Genomic DNA, 17,248 nt, shown 5'->3' on the forward strand with positions numbered 1-17,248 from the left:
GGGCCTGATACCCCGTTCCGCCTTTACGGCGGGTCACTTTTGTCGGACAAAAGTAACCAAAACCCTCGTCCCAACATCCGGCCCTCCGCTGCGCTGCGGGTTCTCTCACTCCGGCAGTGCTCCCGCCGGGACCGCGCTGAAGGGCCTTCCTGGCCCTCAGCCCTTGCCAGGCATCCCTGCCTGGCACTCGACTACGCACTGCCTGCGTTCGACCTCCTGAAGGGACAATTTGGCGGCGCCCGCGAGGTCAGCGTATGGAAAAGCATCGGCGCCAAGGTTGGCGCCTTGATGGATAGCGTCGATTTCCTGCGTGGGCTTTGTTTGTCAGTGCGCGCAGTGGCAGGCGCTGCAGGGTGTCCCTTCAGGAGGCTGAGTGGAGCCGTCGCGTAGTGGGGTGCGAGGCAGGGATGCCTCGCAAGTGCTGATGGGCCATGGATGGCCCGTCGGCGCGTCCACACGGGAGCGATGGCGTAAGGAAGGCACCCGAAGCGCAGCGTAGGGCCGGATGTCGGGACAGGGCGTTTTGCCCACTTTTGTGCCGTTCAAAAGTGGGTCGCCGTAAAAGGCGAAACCAGCCGGTGGTGCCACTGCAGGGAATGGATATGTTCGCGAAGGCGAGTGCCACCCGCCACAAACATGCCTAACCCCTGATGAAAGCAGGCATATCCATTCGCGATGTCGGGCCCGATACCCCGTTCCGCCTTTACGGCGCTACATGGCGCCTCAGCCTTATTACGGTACTCGCCGGCGTATTGCCCTACCCCTCGAGTTTGTGCACTCTATATGCCCACAGTGAGGACGACCTCACGACGCATCGCGTGATCAATCCGGGGACGGCCCCATCACCTGATGGAGACACTGCATGTCCTGGATCATTCTGTTTTGTGCCGGCCTGTTCGAAGTCGGCTGGGCTGTCGGCCTGAAGTACACCGACGGCTTTACCCGCCCATTGCCCACCCTGCTGACCATTGCAGCCATGCTGGTCAGCCTGGGTTTGCTTGGCCTGGCCATGAAGGAGCTGCCGCTCGGCACGGCCTATGCCATCTGGACCGGCGTCGGCGCAGTGGGCACGGTGATCGCCGGGGTTATCCTGTTCGGCGAATCCATGGCCCTGATGCGCCTGGCCAGCGTTGCCCTGATCGTCACCGGCCTGGTCGGGCTGAAGGTCAGCGCCAGCTGACCTGCCCTACCCGGGTCAGCGCACCGTGCCACGCAACGCGCTGACCCGCTCGCGCAATACGGCCGGCTCTGCCGCCTCAACCGGGACGGCGGTACCGGCCACCAGGGTCACCCGCGACCACAAGCGACGGAAGAAGCCCTTGGCCGGATCCCGGCTGAAGAAACTCCCCCACAAGCCCTGCAAGGCCATCGGGATCACCGGCACGGGTGTCTGCTCGATGATCAGGCGTACACCGCCTTTGAACTCATCGATTTCACCGTCCGAGGTCAGTTTGCCTTCCGGAAAGATGCACACCAACTCACCCTGCCGCAGGCACTCGGCTATTTTCTCGAAAGCCCGTTCATAAATGTGCGGGTCTTCCTTGCGCCCGGCAATCGGGATGGCCCCAGCGGTGCGGAAGATGAAGTTGAGCACCGGCAGGCGGTAGATCTTGTAATACATCACGAAACGGATCGGCCGCCGCACCGCACCACCGATCAACAATGCATCGACGAAGGACACGTGGTTGCACACCAGCAGGGCTGCACCATCATCGGGAATCAACTCAAGGTCGCGGTGTTCGACACGGTACATGGAGTGGCTGAGCAGCCAGATCATGAAACGCATGGTGAATTCGGGGACGATCTTGAAGATGTAGGTGTTGACCGCGATGTTCAGCAGCGAGACCACCAGGAACAGCTGTGGAATGCTCAGCTTGGCCACACTCAACAGCACAATGGTGACGATGGCCGAGACCACCATGAACAGTGCGTTGAGGATGTTGTTCGCAGCAATGACCCGGGCCCGCTCATTCTCGGCGGTACGCGACTGGATCAAGGCATACAGCGGCACGATGTAGAAGCCGCCGAATACGCCCAGCCCGAGGATCGACAGCATGATCCACCAGGCCTGACTCATACCCAGCAGGGTCAGCCAGTCGTGCGGCTGCGCCCCGGCCACGACATCGCCCGAATGCCACCACCAGAGCAGGCCAAACAGGGTCAGGCCAAAGGAGCCGAACGGCACCAGGCCGATCTCTACCTTGCGTCCGCTAAGGCGCTCACACAACAGCGAACCGAGCGCGATACCCACTGAGAACAGGGTCAATACCAAGGTGACCACGGTCTCGTCGCCGTGCAGCCAGTCTTTGGCGTAGGCAGGAATCTGGGTGAGGTAGATCGCCCCGACAAACCAGAACCAGGAGTTGCCGACGATCGAACGCGACACCGCCGGGGTCTGATTCAAGCCCAGGCGCAGGGTCGCCCAGGACTGGGTGAAGATGTTCCAGTCCAGTTTCATCTGCGGCGCAGCAGCAGCGGCACGCGGAATCCATTGACTGGACAGGTAACCGAGCGCAGCCACCGATACCACGGCGGTCGCAACCACAGGGGCATAGTGACCACTGGACATCATCACACCCGCGCCAATGGTGCCCGCCAGGATGGCGAGAAAGGTGCCCATCTCAACCAGGCCGTTACCCCCCACCAACTCTTCCTCATGCAGCGCCTGCGGCAAGATCGAGTACTTGACCGGGCCGAACAACGCCGAATGGGTGCCCATGGCAAACAACGCCAACAGCATCAGCGCCAGGTGATTGGTGAGAAAACCAATGGCACCGACCGCCATGATGCCGATCTCGGCCAGCTTGATCACACGGATCAATGCGTCCTTGGCGAACTTTTCGCCAAACTGCCCGGCCAGTGCAGAGAACAGAAAGAACGGCAGGATAAACAGCAGCGCACACAGGTTGACCCAGATCGACCGGTCACCCTCGATGCTGAGCTTGTAGAGAATGGCGAGAATCAACGACTGCTTGAAGATGTTGTCATTGAAGGCACCCAGCGACTGGGTAATGAAAAACGGCAGAAATCGGCGCTTGCCGAGCAATGTGAATTGCGAGGGGTGACTCATCGTCCGTGTACCTGCATGGGGCTTTGTTATTGGAGGTCAGCTGTGCCGTAAAAGCCACAGTTGTAGCACAAACGCCCTTGCAGGAGCCGGTCTTGCCAGCAACCGAGCCACCTGCAAGACCAGCACCTACAGAGCACTCAGGCCCGAAGATCCGCAATACACGGCGACACGAACAGCTCACCACGCCAGGCGCCACGCAGCGTCCGGCTGGCCACCAGCAGCCAGAGGCCGATCAGCGCCAGCACCAACACACTGCCGATGATCTGAAAGAAGCCCAATTCAAGCCAGGCGGCGAGCTTCAGCGTTGCCAGGGCATACACCCCCAACGGAAAGGTAAAGCCCCACCAACCAAGGTTGAACGGCATGCCGTGGCGCATGTATCGCAGGGTAATCAGCACCGCTGTCAGCAACCACCACAAGCCGCAGCCCCACAGCACGATGCCGGCGATCAGGCCAATACCCCGGGCAATCTCGCCGAGCCCGCCCAGGCCGTTGGCGGCAAACACGGCAGGTGCATCGCTGCCCAGCAACAACATGCCCAAGGCGCCGGTACCAATCGGCCCCAAGGCCAGCCAGCTTGAAGCCGCCATGCTGGCATGGGGCAACTTGTGCAGGGCCATGCGTAACAAGAGGATGGTCAGGATGCTGAACGCCACCGGCAGCGAGACCGCCCACAACACATAGCTGACGATCAACACCTGGAACTGCTGATGCGGATCCGCCAGATGCGGCGCCAACAGGCCACCGCTGGCCGCCGCCACCTCGGCAGCCACCACCGGCAATAACCAGACGGCGGTCATCTGATCGATGCTGTGCTCCTGACGGGTGAACATCAGGTACGGAATGGCCACGCCGCAGAGCACGGCCAGTGCCACGTCGAACCACCACAGCGCCTCGACCCACGGCAAGATTCCCTGCCCCCAGCGTTCAAGGCCGAACAGCAGGGCACCATTGAGAATCGTTGCCAGGCCCATCGGAATCGTCCCAAAGAACATGGAAACCGTAGAGTGGGCAAAGATCCTGCGTGCCTCATGAAAGTACAACACCCAACGCGCCGCATAGACGCCGCTGAATAGAATGAATAAAGCGATCGTCAGCAGCCACAAGGCCTCGGCCACGCCACTCAGCGCTGGCATCGCCTGCTTGAGCGCCAAGGCAAGAACACCGGTCCCCATGGTGACGGCGAACCAGTTAGGCGTGAACTGGCGAATCACTTCGCGTGGATGGGCCAGTTGATGGAACGGACGCAGCGATACGGCGCTGCTGGTCGGGCATGGCATGGTTTGCACTCCTGTCCTCTGGTGAGGTAGAGCCCATGGTAGAGGCACCTTTAATATCTATAAAACGGGTAATTTCTCTAACTGTTATCTATTTTGCCGATACAACCTGATAATTCGTGGTGTGCTTCAGACCCCGGCATTGCGATGGCCTTCAATCGGCTGCTGATCACGGTGCAATGGATGACCCTCCGTGATGCCCCTGCGACGCTGCGCCACTGCTACCATGGTCGGCACTGACTAAGCACGAACGGCATGCCAGACTGATAGATCGAGGTATACCGTTAGGCTGGAGGTGTACTCCCCCTTTTCTTCGGAGTTGTCATGTCGCTGTCCAGTGGGCTGATCGCCTTGGTCGCCCTGGCCTATATGGCCATCATGTTCGCCATCGCTTTCTACGGCGACCGCCGCAGCAAGCCGCTGCCCCCGCGCCTGCGTGCCTGGGTGTACAGCCTTTCGCTGGCCGTGTACTGCAGCAGTTGGACATTCTTCGGTTCGGTCGGCCAGGCCGCCGAACAACTCTGGGCATTCCTGCCTATCTACCTCGGCCCGGTGCTGCTGATGCTGTTTGCACCCTGGGTGCTGCAGAAGATGGTGCTGATCAGCAAGCAGGAAAACATCACCTCGATTGCCGACTTCATCGCCGCCCGTTACGGCAAGTCGCAGGCACTGGCCGTGGTGGTCGCACTGATCTGCCTGGTGGGTGTGCTGCCGTACATCGCCTTGCAACTCAAAGGCATCGTATTGGGGGTCAACCTGCTGATAGGCGCAGGCGCCGACGCCACTGGCAGCCGAGTGCAGGACACCGCCCTGGTGGTCTCGCTGGTGCTGGCACTGTTCACCATCGTCTTCGGTACTCGCAGCCTGGATGTCACCGAACACCACCGTGGCATGGTGCTGGCCATTGCCTTTGAGTCGCTGGTCAAACTGCTGGCGTTTCTCGCCGTCGGCGCCTTCGTCACCTTCAACCTGTATGACGGCTTCGACGACCTGTTCAGCCAGGCACGATTGGCGCCCCGCCTGGAAACCTACTGGCAGGAAACCATCAATTGGCCGTCGATGGTGGTCCAGACCGGTGTGGCAATGATGGCGATCATCTGCCTGCCGCGGCAGTTCCATGTCACCGTGGTGGAAAACATCGACCCTCAGGACCTGCGCCTGGCGCGCTGGGTTTTTCCGGCCTACCTGATCCTCGCCGCACTGTTCGTAGTCCCGATAGCCCTGGCCGGGCAGATGATGCTGCCCGACTCGGTCATCCCCGACTCATTCGTGATCAGCCTGCCGCTGGCCGAAGCCCACCCGGCCCTGGCGTTGCTGGCATTTATCGGTGGCGCATCGGCGGCTACCGGCATGGTGATCGTCGCCAGCGTGGCGCTGTCGACCATGGTCTCCAACGACATGCTGCTGCCGTGGCTGCTACGGCGTAACAACGCCGAGCGCCCCTTTGAAGTATTCCGCCACTGGATGCTCTCGGTTCGCCGGGTATCGATCGTTGCGATCCTGCTGCTGGCCTATGTCAGCTACCGCCTGCTCGGTTCCACGGCAAGCCTGGCAACCATCGGCCAGATTGCTTTTGCCGCCATCACCCAACTGACCCCAGCCATGTTTGGTGCGCTGTACTGGAAACAGGCCAACCGCCGTGGCGTTTTTGCCGGCCTTGCAGCCGGTATTTTCATCTGGTTCTACACCCTGGTTCTGCCCATCGCCGCTCACAGCCTCGGCTGGTCGCTCAACCTGCTGCCTGGCTTGGCGTGGCTGCACAGCAACCCACTGAACCTGCCGATAACCCCGCTGACGCAGGGTGTGGTGTTGTCGCTGGCCGGTAACTTCACCCTGTTCGCCTGGGTGTCGATCCTCTCCCGCACACGGGTATCGGAGCACTGGCAGGCAGGCCGCTTCATCGGCCAGGAAACCAACGCCCGCCCGAGCAACCGCTCGCTGCTGGCGGTACAGATCAACGACCTGCTGAACCTGGCAGCACGGTTTGTCGGCGAAGAGCGTGCGCGCCAAAGTTTCATCCGCTTCGCCTACCGCCAGGGCAAGGGCTTCAACCCTAATCAGAACGCCGACGGTGACTGGATCGAGCATACCGAACGACTGCTCGCAGGCGTGCTCGGAACCTCTTCGACCCGGGCCGTGGTCAAGGCGGCCATCGAAGGCCGCGACATGCAACTCGAAGATGTCGTGCGTATCGCCGACGAGGCTTCCGAGGTGCTGCAGTTCAACCGGGCACTCTTGCAGGGCGCCATCGAAAACATCAGCCAGGGCATCAGTGTGGTCGACCAGTCACTGCGCCTGGTGGCCTGGAACCGCCGTTATCTGGAACTGTTCAATTACCCGGACGGCTTGATCAGTGTCGGCCGACCAATTGCCGACATCATTCGCTACAACGCCGAACGCGGCCTGTGCGGCCCCGGCGAGGCTCAGGTCCATGTTGCCCGACGCCTGCACTGGATGCGCCAGGGCCGCGCCCACACGTCCGAGCGCTTGTTCCCAAATGGCCGGGTCATCGAACTGATCGGCAACCCGATGCCGGGTGGCGGGTTCGTCATGAGTTTTACCGACATCACGCCGTTCCGCGAAGCCGAACAAGCCCTGAAGGATGCCAACGAGGGCCTCGAGCAGCGGGTTGCTGCGCGAACCCACGAACTGTCGCAACTGAACCTGGCCCTGACCGAAGCGAAAAGCCACGCCGAAGCCGCCAACCAGTCCAAGACCCGTTTCCTCGCGGCGGTCAGCCACGACCTGATGCAGCCACTGAACGCCGCCCGGCTGTTCTCCGCCGCGCTCTCCCACCAAGGCGACGGGCTGTCCACCGAGGCACAGCAACTGGTTCAGCATCTGGACAGTTCGCTGCGCTCCGCCGAAGAATTGATCAGCGACTTGCTGGACATCTCCCGCCTGGAAAACGGCAAGATCACCCCCGACGCCAAGCCGTTCGCCCTGAACGAGTTGTTCGATACCCTGGGCGCCGAGTTCAAGGTACTGGCCCGGGAACAGGGCCTGGACTTCCGCGTGCGCAGTAGTCGTTTACGGGTGCAAAGCGACATGAAACTGCTGCGGCGGATTCTGCAGAATTTCCTGACCAACGCCTTCCGCTACGGCAAGAGCCCGATCCTGCTTGGCGTAAGGCGTAGCCAGGACAACCTGTGGCTGGAAGTCTGGGACCGCGGCCCGGGCATCGCCAACGACAAGCTGCAGGTGATTTTCGAGGAATTCAAACGCCTGGACAGCCACCAGACCCGCGCAGAAAAAGGCCTCGGCCTGGGCTTGGCGATCGCTGACGGTCTCTGCCGCGTATTAGGCCATCCGCTGCAAGTGCACTCATGGCCCGGCAAAGGCAGCGTATTTCGGGTCTGCGTACCACTGGCCACGACGCCAGTCGCACCACCCGCGCCTGTTGCCGAACAAGCCGGACAACCCCTGGCGGGGATGCAGGTGCTGTGTGTCGACAACGAGGACAGCATCCTCATCGGCATGAACAGCCTGCTCAGCCGCTGGGGTTGCCAGGTCTGGACTGCGCGCAACCGCGACGAATGCGAGGCACTGCTGACCAAAGGGCTGCGCCCGCACTTGGCACTGGTGGACTACCACCTGGATGATGGCGAAACCGGTACCGAACTGATGGCCTGGTTACGTACACGCCTCGGCGAACCGGTACCGGGCGTGGTGATCAGTGCCGACGGTCGGAGCGAAATGGTTGCCCAAGTGCATGCCGCCGGCCTCGACTACCTGGCCAAGCCGGTCAAGCCGGCAGCGTTGCGCGCCTTGCTCAATCGACATCTGAGCCTGGTCCAGTAAGCACCTCGGCAGCCAGGCCATCGTTGTCGCTCAGTGCCCGTTCAAGCAGGTCGGCGGGCAGGCTCTTGCTGGCCCGGGCACCGAGCAGCTTGAGCTGCTCGCTGCGACTGATCAGGTTGCCGCGCCCCTCGCACAGCTTGTTGCGCGCCGCCGCATACGCCTTGTCGACCTGCTGCAGACGACTACCGAGCTCGTCCAGGTCCTGGATGAACAGCACAAACTTGTCGTAGAGCCAGCCTGCACGCTCGGCAATTTCCCGTGCGTTCTGGCTTTGCCGCTCCTGCTTCCAGAGGCTGTCGATTACGCGCAGGGTCGCCAGCAAGGTGGTCGGGCTGACGATCACGATCTGCCGATCAAAGGCTTCCTGGAACAAATTGGGTTCAGCCTGCAGCGCCGCCGAAAACGCCGCTTCAATGGGGACGAACAACAGCACAAAGTCGAGACTGTGCAACCCCTCAAGGCGGTTGTAATCCTTACCGGATAACCCTTTGACGTGGTTGCGCAAGGACAGCACATGCTGCTTGAGCGCCGCTTGAGCGATCTCGTTGTCAGCCGCTGCCACATATTGCTGGTAGGCCGTGAGGCTGACCTTGGAGTCGACGACCACTTGTTTGTCGCCCGGCAACATGATCAACACATCGGGCTGGAAACGCTCGCCGTCAGCACTCTTGAGGCTGACCTGGGTCTGGTACTCACGCCCTTTTTCCAACCCTGCGTGCTCAAGTACCCGTTCAAGAATCAACTCGCCCCAGTTACCCTGGGTTTTCTGCCCCTTGAGCGCCTGCGTCAGGTTGGTAGCTTCGTCACTCAGGCGCAGGTTCAACTGCTGCAAACGCTCCAGCTCTTTTGCCAGGGAAAAGCGCTCGCGGGCCTCCTGTTGGTAGCTGTCTTCAACACGCTTCTCAAAGGCCTGGATTCGCTCCTTGAGCGGGTCGAGCAGTTGCCCCAGGTGCTGCTGGCTGGTCTGTGCGAAACGCTGCTCACGCTCGTCGAAGATCTTCGTGGCCATCTCGGCAAACTGGGCGCGCAGTTCATCACGCGAGCCCTGCAAGTCCTGCAGGCGCTGCTGATGGCTGTCCTGCTGCTCACGCAGCTCGGCAGCCAGCGCGGCACAGTGGGCATCCAGCCGGCGTAGCTCAGCCTCCTTGGCGGCGCGCTCAAGTTGCCAGGCATGAGCGGCATCGCTGGCGTTGTCACGTTCGATCTGCAGCAGTTCGAGCTCGCGTGCCTGTGCGGCCAGAGTCGCCTGCTTGGCGGCATTGGCCTGCCCCAGGTCACTGACCTCATCACGGCAGGCATCCAACTGCGCAACCAAGCCCTCTTGAGCCAGCTGAGCATTGCCCAGCCGCTCCTCAAGCAGCGCACTTTCAGCCTGACGAGCAGCCAAACGACGCTGCAACTGCAGGACCAGGCCCAAACAGGGCAACGCAGCCGCCAATACGCCCAGCAAAATACTGGTCAGATCCACCGCCATAGCTATCTCCCAAGGAAAAACTGCCCCAGCTTAACAGCCCCGGACAGCGCGCTGTATCTAGCGCTCGAGCAATTGCTTGAGCAGGCGTGCGGCCTCCTGCGAGCCCTGGCCTGCGGCCTGCTCCAGCCAGTGACGGGCCTGCTCAGGCGCGTTGAACTGAGGCTGGGCGCAGAGTCGGCCATATTCCAACTGAGCACGGCGATCACCGGCACGGGCGGCCTGGCGCAAAAGTTCATGACCGATTCGTCGGTCGCGGGCATTACCACAATCGCGGCAGAGCATTTGCCCCAAGCGACTTTGAGCAACCACTACGCCTTGGCGAGCGGGCTGTTTGAGCAGACGACCCGCAATGTGCTTGATGTTGCGGTTATCACCCAGACGCGGGCTGTCGAGCAACCACAGGGCAACCTTCAGCGACAGGCGCCGTGGTTCGGGAAGCGGCATTTGGACAAGGCTGGACGCGGGGACTTTACTGCGAAACTTCATAAAAACGATGGAGGTAACTCGAGAGGCGCGCCACTCTACTCCTTTTCTTCAGTAATGGCTCAACCGGACTCGACAGTTTTTTTCGTCCGTTCGGCACATTTTTTCTTGACGCTTTCACAGGGACATTTCACACAAACCACCACCACCCCGGATTGTCAGACAGCAAGCAAAAAGCTGGAACGCCCGTCCTAGAGCAAGCGCTCGGGACAATCCACAGAAGCTGTGGATAACTCGGTGGACAACCCCCCTTCACACCCCGCAAAGCCCCATAGAATGTGGGCTTCAGTCAAACTGTCGATTTTTTCACCAGCTAAAAAAAGTGTTTTTTTTCATTGACTTGTCCCTGAGAGCGAGTCATTGGCCGGCCACCGAACACCTGTTGCATCGCTGCGACAGTGCGTGCTCCATGTGTGTACAACCGCCCTAAAGAAAGGCGACCCCCTGCACGGATTTGGCACAACGCCTGGCACAGAGGCTTCACAGGAGGCCCAAAAGCAGAGATACTGGCCGGCTCGCCAGAAACAAACCAATAGCGCTTGCCAAACCGAAGCCGGCACGGTAGTCTTGCCACCGTTAGTACCAAGCTGAAATTCAATTCTGGCCAAAGCGGTCCTTGCAGGCGATGCTCATCTCAAACGATAGCGCGCGCTGCTGAAACCAGGACCGGCCACCTGATGGTTTGCACACAAGTCTCTTTGTTCGCATGAACCAACCTGCAGATTGAGCAGTATTTCTCTCACCCAGCGTCCAAGAACCTTGACTCTGGCGTGTTGCCTGCCCTCTGAGTACCTACCAGTCAGCCCAAGCGCCACATGATAATGCGCTCCAAACTGGCTGCCCTGTTCCAGTCAGGTTCTTCGCACCGGCCTAAAGCCAGGCGTTACTGGAACGTTTAAAGCGTACACGGCTCCGTTGCCGTGTCTTTTGCAGGAACTTCCAATAATGATGAAACATAGCACCCATACTCAGGCTGCGATTCGCACCCTAAGCCAGGCATTTGCCCCCCTGAACTGCTTGATCCTTGCTTCACGCAAGGGCAGCTTCAGCTTCACCCTGGTCAATGAACACGGTATCGCTCAACACACCGAGCGACTGTACCCAGACCAGTACACCGGCGCCAAACCGCTGCAAGCGGTCATCGACCGCGCACGCCAGTCGCTGGTTGCGTAACCCGACGTTACGCAATACCCCCAAGCCCCGCCCTTGCAGCGGGGCTTTTTTTTGCTCGCTGCGCATACACCAACGATCACCCGCTAAGCACCCAAGTGCATATGCGCTATAACCAGGCACCAGAAACGATTTAAAAACAGCCCTTTACACCACGAATATGACACTACACTTCAACTCAAGCGGTACAGACCGCTTCCGGCGGGCCTGACCGATTCACCAGCTGCCAAGCACCAGCGCTCCGCCGGCCACTTTCAAGTGCGAGGGCATTATGGGTATCGCCGCGAGCGAGTTAAGCCAGCACGTGATCCGCCCCACGCTGCTCTATCTGAATCGCCATTGCGCCAGCGCAGAGGCACTGTTACTGGGCATAGCGGCCAGCCAATCCAGGCTTGGCGACGCCCTTCACGATCGTCGCGGCCACGGCCTGTATCGAATTTCCGAGCCGCGCCACCAATCGCTCTGGGACCGCTTCCTCGCCCGCGACCCCGAACTGGCCAGCCTGATCCGCGGCCTTGCCAGCCAGCATGCATTCCTCGCCGGACCTCACCTGGAACTGACAGTCAACTTACGCTATGCCACCGCTATCGCCTGGATGTTGATCGAAGAACAACGCCCACAATTGCCAGACGCCGATGACCTACTGGGCCTGGCACGTATCTGGCGCCAGATCTTCCAGCCCCAGGGCCGCCTGCGCGACTTCACCCAGGCATGGCACCTGTGCATCGACCCGGTACACCTTCAAGCCTGCTGAGAACCCCTTGCCATCGAAACGCAAAAAAAGGAATTTTGGTCAGATTGTCCTACAAAAGCGCGCTATCTCCCGGGATATGCCCTATAGCGCGACGGACAAAATGTTGGTAGTTTGCGAGCCGGTGATCCCAAGGAGTTCTAATAATGAAAAAAGCAATACTCAAAACGTCGCTAGGTCTCGCTGTCACGCTCGCGTCCACTCAACTGTTCGCCAGCGGCTTTGCTCTTAACGAACAAAGCATCAGCAGCATGGGAACCGGCTTTGCGGGTCGCTCTTCTTCTGCCGATGATGCCAGCACCGTATTCGGTAACCCTGCCGGCATGTCGCGCCTCAAGCGCGAACAAGTGACCGTTGGCGGCGCCGCTGTCATCGCCAAGTCCGATATCGACGGCCGTAGCAACCTGGGCGGCACCAGCGACGGCGATATGGTGCCGGTGGTTGGCGTACCCATGGGGTACTACGTCAAGCCAATCGACGAGCACTGGAGTGTCGGCTTCGGCGTCTACGTACCGTTCGGCCTGGTGACTGACTACGAAAGCACCGCTGCCAGCCGCTACTACGGCAAGAAAAGCTACGTGGAAGTCATCACCTTCCAGCCAACCGTCAGCTATGCGTTCAACGACAAGGTTTCTATCGGTTTCGGCCCGACGATCAACAAGATCAAAGGCGAGCTGAGCTCCAACACGGTCAACCCGTTCACGCCGGGCAGCAACGATGGTGAAGTCAAGGTCAAGGGCGACGACACCGCCGTCGGCTACAACATCGGTGTCCTGGTTCAGGCTACCGACAACACGCGCCTCGGCCTGACCTACCACTCGATGGTCGATTACAAGCTTGAAGGCGACACCAAGATCAACAATGCCTTGATTGGCCCTTTCAGCGGCAACAAATACGACGCCGAACTGAAGATCAAGACACCAGAATCACTCGACTTCTCGCTCACCCATGAGCTGAACGATCAGTGGACCCTCTACGCCGGTAGCACCTGGACTCGCTGGAGCCGCCTTGAATCCATCATCATTAACAGCGATGTTCCTGCGCCGCTGACCGCTCGCTTCGGAACCATCACCGAAGAGCAGAACTGGCACGACACCTGGGCATACGCCATTGGTGCTGCGTACAAGCTGAACAAGGAGTGGACACTGCGAACCGGCTTTACCGTCGACCAGTCGCCAACCAACAACACCGACCGCTCGCCGCGCATCCCGACCGGCGACCGCAAAGTGTTCAGCCTGGGCGCCGGCTGGAGCCCGAACGACGACATGACCATCGACGTGGCTTACTCCTACCTGTGGGAGGAGGACGTCAATATCAACTTGAACAACCCAACCAAAGGCACCTACAACGCCAAGTACGAGAACAGCGCACACGGCGTGGGTGCATCGCTCACCTACCGCTTCTGATGTCATGCGCGCGGCGGGCTTCTGCCGCCCGTGCAAAACAAACGCCCCGACGAGTTCGGGGCGTTTGTGTTTCTAGGCCTGCCCTGCCGGCACCCGGTAGTCTTCCAGGGCCTGCTGCACATAGTCCATGAAGGCACGGACCTTGGGCGTCAAGGCAAAGCGGTCGGCTACGCACAGGTAGACGTCCATCGGCTCGGTCTGCGCGTAGGCCCGGCTCGCTTGAGAATATTTGAACAACGGCACCAACTCGCCACGCGCCAGGTAGGGACGCGCCACAAACTCGGCTAAACGTGTGATGCCGCCTCCTTGCGCCGCCATCTGCGCCAGCACATCAATATCGTCACTGATCAACACGTTGCCGAACTCGGCATCAAAGCGCAGCCCCTCACGCACAAAACCCCAAGGCAGGAAGCGCCCCTCGACCGGATAGCGGAATACCAGGCAACGGTGCTGCTTGAGCTCTTCCGGTGCACTTGGCCACCCGACCTCCGCCAGGTACGCCGGTGACGCACAACAGATGAAGGGCACCCGAGCGATATGCCGCGCGAGCAGGCCGTCTTCCAGTTGTGGGGTGATGCGAACACTGACATCCACCCCTTCCTGGGCATGGTTGACGCGCCTGTCGCTGGTGACAATCTCTATCGAAAGCCTGGGATAACGGGCACTGAACGCGGGAATCAGGCGGGCTAGCACATGGCGGGCAAAGGCTGAGGATGAGGCGATACACAAACGCCCGTGCGGCTCGGCATCCGGCGCAGTAATCGCCACCTGAGCATGCTCAAGGTCACGCTCGATGTGTTTGACCTTCTCGTAATAAACACTTCCGGCTGCGGTCAACGCCATACTGCGTGTGGTGCGCGACAACAGGCGCACCTGCAAGTGCTTCTCCAGCCGCGCAATGTTCTGGCTGACCGCTGCAGCACTGAGCCCCAAGGCACGAGCCCCTGCTGCGATGCTGCCGGCCTCGACCACTTTGATAAAGCTCTTGATGGAGCCCAACAGGTTCATGCTTGCGTCCGCTATTCGTAATTTTTTCTTTATAAAGACCTAAGCAGAAGGCGTCTACCTCACGCTGTTCAGGCTTGTTAGGCTGCCATCCATCCCCCACAAGGAGCCACCATGAACCCAGTCAACACCACCCGCCGCCTGAAGCTCGGCGTGCGCGCCACCCCTTATGTATTTGCGTTCTACATGTCAGGCATCATGGCCCTGCTGATGTGCTTCGTCATTACCGCCGCCAACAGCGGTATTCATGACGACTACCTCGGCCATGTGCTCAAGGCCTACCAACTGGCAATGCCGGTCGCATTCGCCTGCGTACTGGTGGTACGCCCGATCGTGATCAAGTTGGTAGCCCTGACGGTTCATGCTCCGCACTGAGACCCTCAGGGCTGTGAAGCGATGGCCTTGTCGATGGCCGCCTTGAATTGCGGGTCATCCGGCTTGGTCAGGCTGGAGAAACTGGCGACGACCTTACCCTGACGGTCCACAACATATTTATAGAAGTTCCACTTCGGCGCACTGCTCTGGCGTGCCAGCTCCTGGAACAGGTGCGTAGCATCGTCGCCACGTACGGCCTGCGGTTCGGTCATGGTGAAGGTGACGCCGTAGTTGGCATAACAGACCTTGGCCGTCTCGACACTGCTGGCAGCTTCCTGCTTGAAGTCATTGGACGGCACCCCGAGCATTTCCAGGCCTTGCTCGTGATAGGCCTGGTAAATCGCCTCAAGGCCTTCAAACTGTGGCGCAAAGCCGCAGTAGCTGGCGGTATTGACCACCACCAGCGGCTTGCCGGCAAACTGTTCACACAGGTTGATCTGCTCCTTGGCGCGCAACTTGGGCAGCTCACCTCGCAACAGTTCAGGGCATTGGCCGGCAACAGCCGATGCCCCGGAAACAAGCGTTAACAACGGAATCCACAACCAGCGTGTACGCATCATGCCTCTCCTGTGAATGCAGTCCGAGGGTTCAGAATACGCCTAGCAAGCGCCCATGCCCAATTGCATCAACGCCAACCCGCCCTGATGCCAGCCCCACCAGGCAAGCCCAAGCACCAACAGGCCGCCTGCCAGCGCAAGCCAGCGCAACGCCTGGGGGCTCACGCCGCCCCCACTTGCGCTTGCAGCCGCGCAACCGGACGTTCGCGCACAGGCCAGTTGAGCGCCGCAGCCAATAGGCTGAGCAGGATCGAGATCTGCCAGACCAGGTCATAATTCCCCGTACGGTCATACACCACACCGCCCAGCCAGCCCCCCAGAAACGCACCCAACTGGTGGAACAGGAAGACAATCCCACCCAGCATCGACAGGTTACGCACACCGAACAAGGTGGCGACGGTGCCATTGGTCAAGGGCACCGTGGACAGCCAGAGCAAGCCCATGGCGATACCAAACAAATAGGCACTGACGGCCGATACGGGCACCCAGATGAACAGCACAATCACGACGGCACGCAACAGGTAGAGTGCCGTCAGCAGGCGCGGCTTGGACATCCGGCCACCAAGCCAGCCGGCCGTGTAGGTACCGAAAATATTGAACAGGCCAACCAGCGCCAGCACCGTAGTGCCGATGGTGGCAGGCAGGTGCTGGTCAACCAGGTACGCCGGCAAGTGCACCCCGATAAACACCACCTGAAAACCGCAGACAAAGAAGCCCAGCGCCAACAGCCAGAACCCTGAGTGCGAACAGGCCTCGCGCAAGGCTTCGCTCAAGGTCTGCTCATCTGCGTGGCTCGGCAATGGACGGTCGCGCAGCATGCCCACCAGCGGCACGATCAATGCGACCAGCAGCCCCAGTACCAGCAATGCCGCTGACCAACCGAGCCAGCCAATCAGGCTCAGCGTTCCTGGCAGCATCGCAAACTGGCCAAACGAGCCAGCAGCACTGGCAATACCCATGGCCACACTGCGCTTCTCTGCGGGTACCGCACGGCCCACGACCCCAAGGATCACTGAGAACGAGGTGCCTGACAGGCCAATGCCAATCAACAGACCAGCGCTGAGTGATAACGACAGGGGCGAATCGGCCATCCCCATCATGAGCAGGCCGACGGCATACAGAACCCCGCCGATAATCACTACTCGAGCGGCGCCCAGGCGGTCAGCCAGGGCGCCGGCAAAGGGCTGCGCCAGGCCCCAGATGAGGTTCTGCAGGGCGATGGCAAAGGCAAACACCTCGCGCCCCCAGCCGAACTCGGCGCTCATTGGCGCCAGAAACAGGCCAAAACCGTGTCGCACACCGAGCGATAACGCCAAAATCAGGGCTGCGCCCAAGAGTATCCAGCCGCTCGTTCGCCATACCGTGGTCATTATTATTGTCTCCTGACTGCCGCAAGGTTACGCGGGTATATACCCGCGTTTAGGGTCATGTTTCACGCCAATTGCTTCAGCAAGCGCACCAGTTCGTCACGCTGCGCTTCGCCCAACGCCGCCAGCATCTTCAACTGCGCCTGCTCCCAGGCAGGCTCAGCAGCCGACAGCCGCGCCTTGCCCTGCTCGGTGAGCAGTACCAGGCGATTACGCAAGTCATCACCCTCAGCCAGCGCCACCAGGCCATCGGCCTCCAGCACCCGCAGGTTGCGCCCCAAGGTGCTGCGGTCCAGGCCCATGGCTTCGGCCAGGCTGGAGATGCTCGGACGGTCGAGGCGCTGCAAGTGCCGCAACAAGGAAAATTGGGCAACATTGATGCCGAAGCCTTCAAGGGCTTCGTCATAACGGCGGCTCACCCCTCGGGCAGCGCGACGCAAGTGGGTACAGAGGCATTGGCTGGTCAACATGGTACGTGTATATACCCGCATCGGCTTCAACACAAGCATTAA

General features: G+C 60.4%; 15 protein-coding genes. 6 read left to right on the plus strand and 9 right to left on the minus strand.

What is annotated here, in order from left to right; genetic code table 11:
- Window positions 1-862 precede the first annotated feature (862 nt).
- Complete coding sequence (gene sugE / locus UIA24_RS11260) at window positions 863-1,180, plus strand: quaternary ammonium compound efflux SMR transporter SugE (protein WP_065760536.1); 318 nt, start codon at window positions 863-865, stop codon at window positions 1,178-1,180.
- A 15-nt stretch (window positions 1,181-1,195) separates the two neighbouring features.
- Here the strand turns inward: sugE and UIA24_RS11265 are convergent, their stop codons facing one another.
- Window positions 1,196-3,070 (minus strand): MFS transporter, encoded by a 1,875-nt coding sequence (locus UIA24_RS11265; protein WP_099775544.1) that lies wholly within the window; start codon window positions 3,068-3,070, stop codon window positions 1,196-1,198.
- 137 nt (window positions 3,071-3,207) lie between these two features.
- On the minus strand, window positions 3,208-4,350 hold the full coding sequence (locus UIA24_RS11270) for a TDT family transporter (RefSeq protein ID WP_330522864.1): 1,143 nt from the start codon (window positions 4,348-4,350) through the stop codon (window positions 3,208-3,210).
- Between the two features lie 321 nt (window positions 4,351-4,671).
- Here UIA24_RS11270 and UIA24_RS11275 point away from each other — a divergent pair, with 321 nt between their 5' ends.
- Window positions 4,672-8,148 carry a PAS domain-containing hybrid sensor histidine kinase/response regulator gene (locus UIA24_RS11275; protein ID WP_099775546.1) on the plus strand — a complete coding sequence of 1,159 codons (3,477 nt, stop codon included), beginning with the start codon at window positions 4,672-4,674 and terminating at the stop codon, window positions 8,146-8,148.
- On the opposite strand, the gene rmuC is transcribed toward UIA24_RS11275, so the two are convergent.
- Both rmuC and UIA24_RS11285 read right to left on the minus strand, forming a co-directional pair.
- Window positions 8,120-9,508 carry a DNA recombination protein RmuC gene (gene rmuC / locus UIA24_RS11280; protein ID WP_177442445.1) on the minus strand — a complete coding sequence of 463 codons (1,389 nt, stop codon included), beginning with the start codon at window positions 9,506-9,508 and terminating at the stop codon, window positions 8,120-8,122. The genes UIA24_RS11275 and rmuC overlap by 29 nt on opposite strands.
- Before the next feature lie 171 nt (window positions 9,509-9,679).
- Entirely contained in the window at window positions 9,680-10,108 is a 429-nt protein-coding gene (locus UIA24_RS11285; protein WP_065760531.1) for a tetratricopeptide repeat protein, read from the minus strand.
- 945 nt (window positions 10,109-11,053) lie between these two features.
- On the opposite strand from UIA24_RS11285, the gene UIA24_RS11290 reads away from it, so the two are divergent.
- The 3 genes from UIA24_RS11290 to UIA24_RS11300 all read left to right on the plus strand — a co-directional run bounded on the left by UIA24_RS11290 (window position 11,054) and on the right by UIA24_RS11300 (window position 13,432).
- Entirely contained in the window at window positions 11,054-11,278 is a 225-nt protein-coding gene (locus tag UIA24_RS11290; protein WP_099776760.1) for a hypothetical protein, read from the plus strand.
- Window positions 11,279-11,546: 268 nt separating this feature from the next.
- Complete coding sequence (locus UIA24_RS11295) at window positions 11,547-12,029, plus strand: hypothetical protein (protein ID WP_065760530.1); 483 nt, start codon at window positions 11,547-11,549, stop codon at window positions 12,027-12,029.
- Between the two features lie 143 nt (window positions 12,030-12,172).
- Entirely contained in the window at window positions 12,173-13,432 is a 1,260-nt protein-coding gene (locus UIA24_RS11300) for an OmpP1/FadL family transporter (RefSeq protein WP_065760529.1), read from the plus strand.
- 72 nt (window positions 13,433-13,504) lie between these two features.
- Here the strand turns inward: UIA24_RS11300 and UIA24_RS11305 are convergent, their stop codons facing one another.
- Window positions 13,505-14,440 carry a LysR family transcriptional regulator gene (locus tag UIA24_RS11305; RefSeq protein WP_099775548.1) on the minus strand — a complete coding sequence of 312 codons (936 nt, stop codon included), beginning with the start codon at window positions 14,438-14,440 and terminating at the stop codon, window positions 13,505-13,507.
- A 111-nt stretch (window positions 14,441-14,551) separates the two neighbouring features.
- Between UIA24_RS11305 and UIA24_RS11310 the strand changes: the two genes are divergently transcribed.
- On the plus strand, window positions 14,552-14,812 hold the full coding sequence (locus UIA24_RS11310; protein ID WP_099775549.1) for a DUF2798 domain-containing protein: 261 nt from the start codon (window positions 14,552-14,554) through the stop codon (window positions 14,810-14,812).
- A gap of 5 nt (window positions 14,813-14,817) precedes the next feature.
- Here the strand turns inward: UIA24_RS11310 and UIA24_RS11315 are convergent, their stop codons facing one another.
- From UIA24_RS11315 to UIA24_RS11330, 4 genes are all read right to left on the minus strand, one after another.
- A complete protein-coding gene (locus tag UIA24_RS11315) occupies window positions 14,818-15,369 on the minus strand; it encodes a glutathione peroxidase (protein ID WP_177442446.1) in 552 nt (183 codons plus the stop codon).
- A gap of 42 nt (window positions 15,370-15,411) precedes the next feature.
- On the minus strand, window positions 15,412-15,534 hold the full coding sequence (locus UIA24_RS11320) for a hypothetical protein (protein ID WP_256587517.1): 123 nt from the start codon (window positions 15,532-15,534) through the stop codon (window positions 15,412-15,414).
- Window positions 15,531-16,739, minus strand: a complete 1,209-nt coding sequence (locus tag UIA24_RS11325) for an MFS transporter (RefSeq protein WP_099775551.1) — start codon at window positions 16,737-16,739, stop codon at window positions 15,531-15,533. Before UIA24_RS11325 ends, UIA24_RS11320 begins: the two co-directional genes overlap by 4 nt.
- 62 nt (window positions 16,740-16,801) lie before the next feature.
- On the minus strand, window positions 16,802-17,206 hold the full coding sequence (locus tag UIA24_RS11330; RefSeq protein ID WP_065760537.1) for a MarR family winged helix-turn-helix transcriptional regulator: 405 nt from the start codon (window positions 17,204-17,206) through the stop codon (window positions 16,802-16,804).
- Between the last annotated feature and the right edge of the window lie 42 nt (window positions 17,207-17,248).

This window comes from Pseudomonas sp. AL 58, from assembly GCF_036348395.1.
In the GTDB taxonomy this organism is placed as follows: Bacteria; Pseudomonadota; Gammaproteobacteria; order Pseudomonadales; family Pseudomonadaceae; genus Aquipseudomonas; species Aquipseudomonas defluvii.

Coding starts and splice junctions, on each gene's coding strand:
- sugE (WP_065760536.1), top strand. CDS start 863: ATGTCCTGGATCATTCTGTTTTGTGCCGGCCTGTTCGAAGTCGGCTGG.
- UIA24_RS11265 (WP_099775544.1), bottom strand. CDS start 3,070: ATGAGTCACCCCTCGCAATTCACATTGCTCGGCAAGCGCCGATTTCTG.
- UIA24_RS11270 (WP_330522864.1), bottom strand. CDS start 4,350: ATGCCATGCCCGACCAGCAGCGCCGTATCGCTGCGTCCGTTCCATCAA.
- UIA24_RS11275 (WP_099775546.1), top strand. CDS start 4,672: ATGTCGCTGTCCAGTGGGCTGATCGCCTTGGTCGCCCTGGCCTATATG.
- UIA24_RS11285 (WP_065760531.1), bottom strand. CDS start 10,108: ATGAAGTTTCGCAGTAAAGTCCCCGCGTCCAGCCTTGTCCAAATGCCG.
- UIA24_RS11290 (WP_099776760.1), top strand. CDS start 11,054: ATGAAACATAGCACCCATACTCAGGCTGCGATTCGCACCCTAAGCCAG.
- UIA24_RS11295 (WP_065760530.1), top strand. CDS start 11,547: ATGGGTATCGCCGCGAGCGAGTTAAGCCAGCACGTGATCCGCCCCACG.
- UIA24_RS11300 (WP_065760529.1), top strand. CDS start 12,173: ATGAAAAAAGCAATACTCAAAACGTCGCTAGGTCTCGCTGTCACGCTC.
- UIA24_RS11305 (WP_099775548.1), bottom strand. CDS start 14,440: ATGAACCTGTTGGGCTCCATCAAGAGCTTTATCAAAGTGGTCGAGGCC.
- UIA24_RS11310 (WP_099775549.1), top strand. CDS start 14,552: ATGAACCCAGTCAACACCACCCGCCGCCTGAAGCTCGGCGTGCGCGCC.
- UIA24_RS11315 (WP_177442446.1), bottom strand. CDS start 15,369: ATGCGTACACGCTGGTTGTGGATTCCGTTGTTAACGCTTGTTTCCGGG.
- UIA24_RS11325 (WP_099775551.1), bottom strand. CDS start 16,739: ATGACCACGGTATGGCGAACGAGCGGCTGGATACTCTTGGGCGCAGCC.
- UIA24_RS11330 (WP_065760537.1), bottom strand. CDS start 17,206: ATGTTGACCAGCCAATGCCTCTGTACCCACTTGCGTCGCGCTGCCCGA.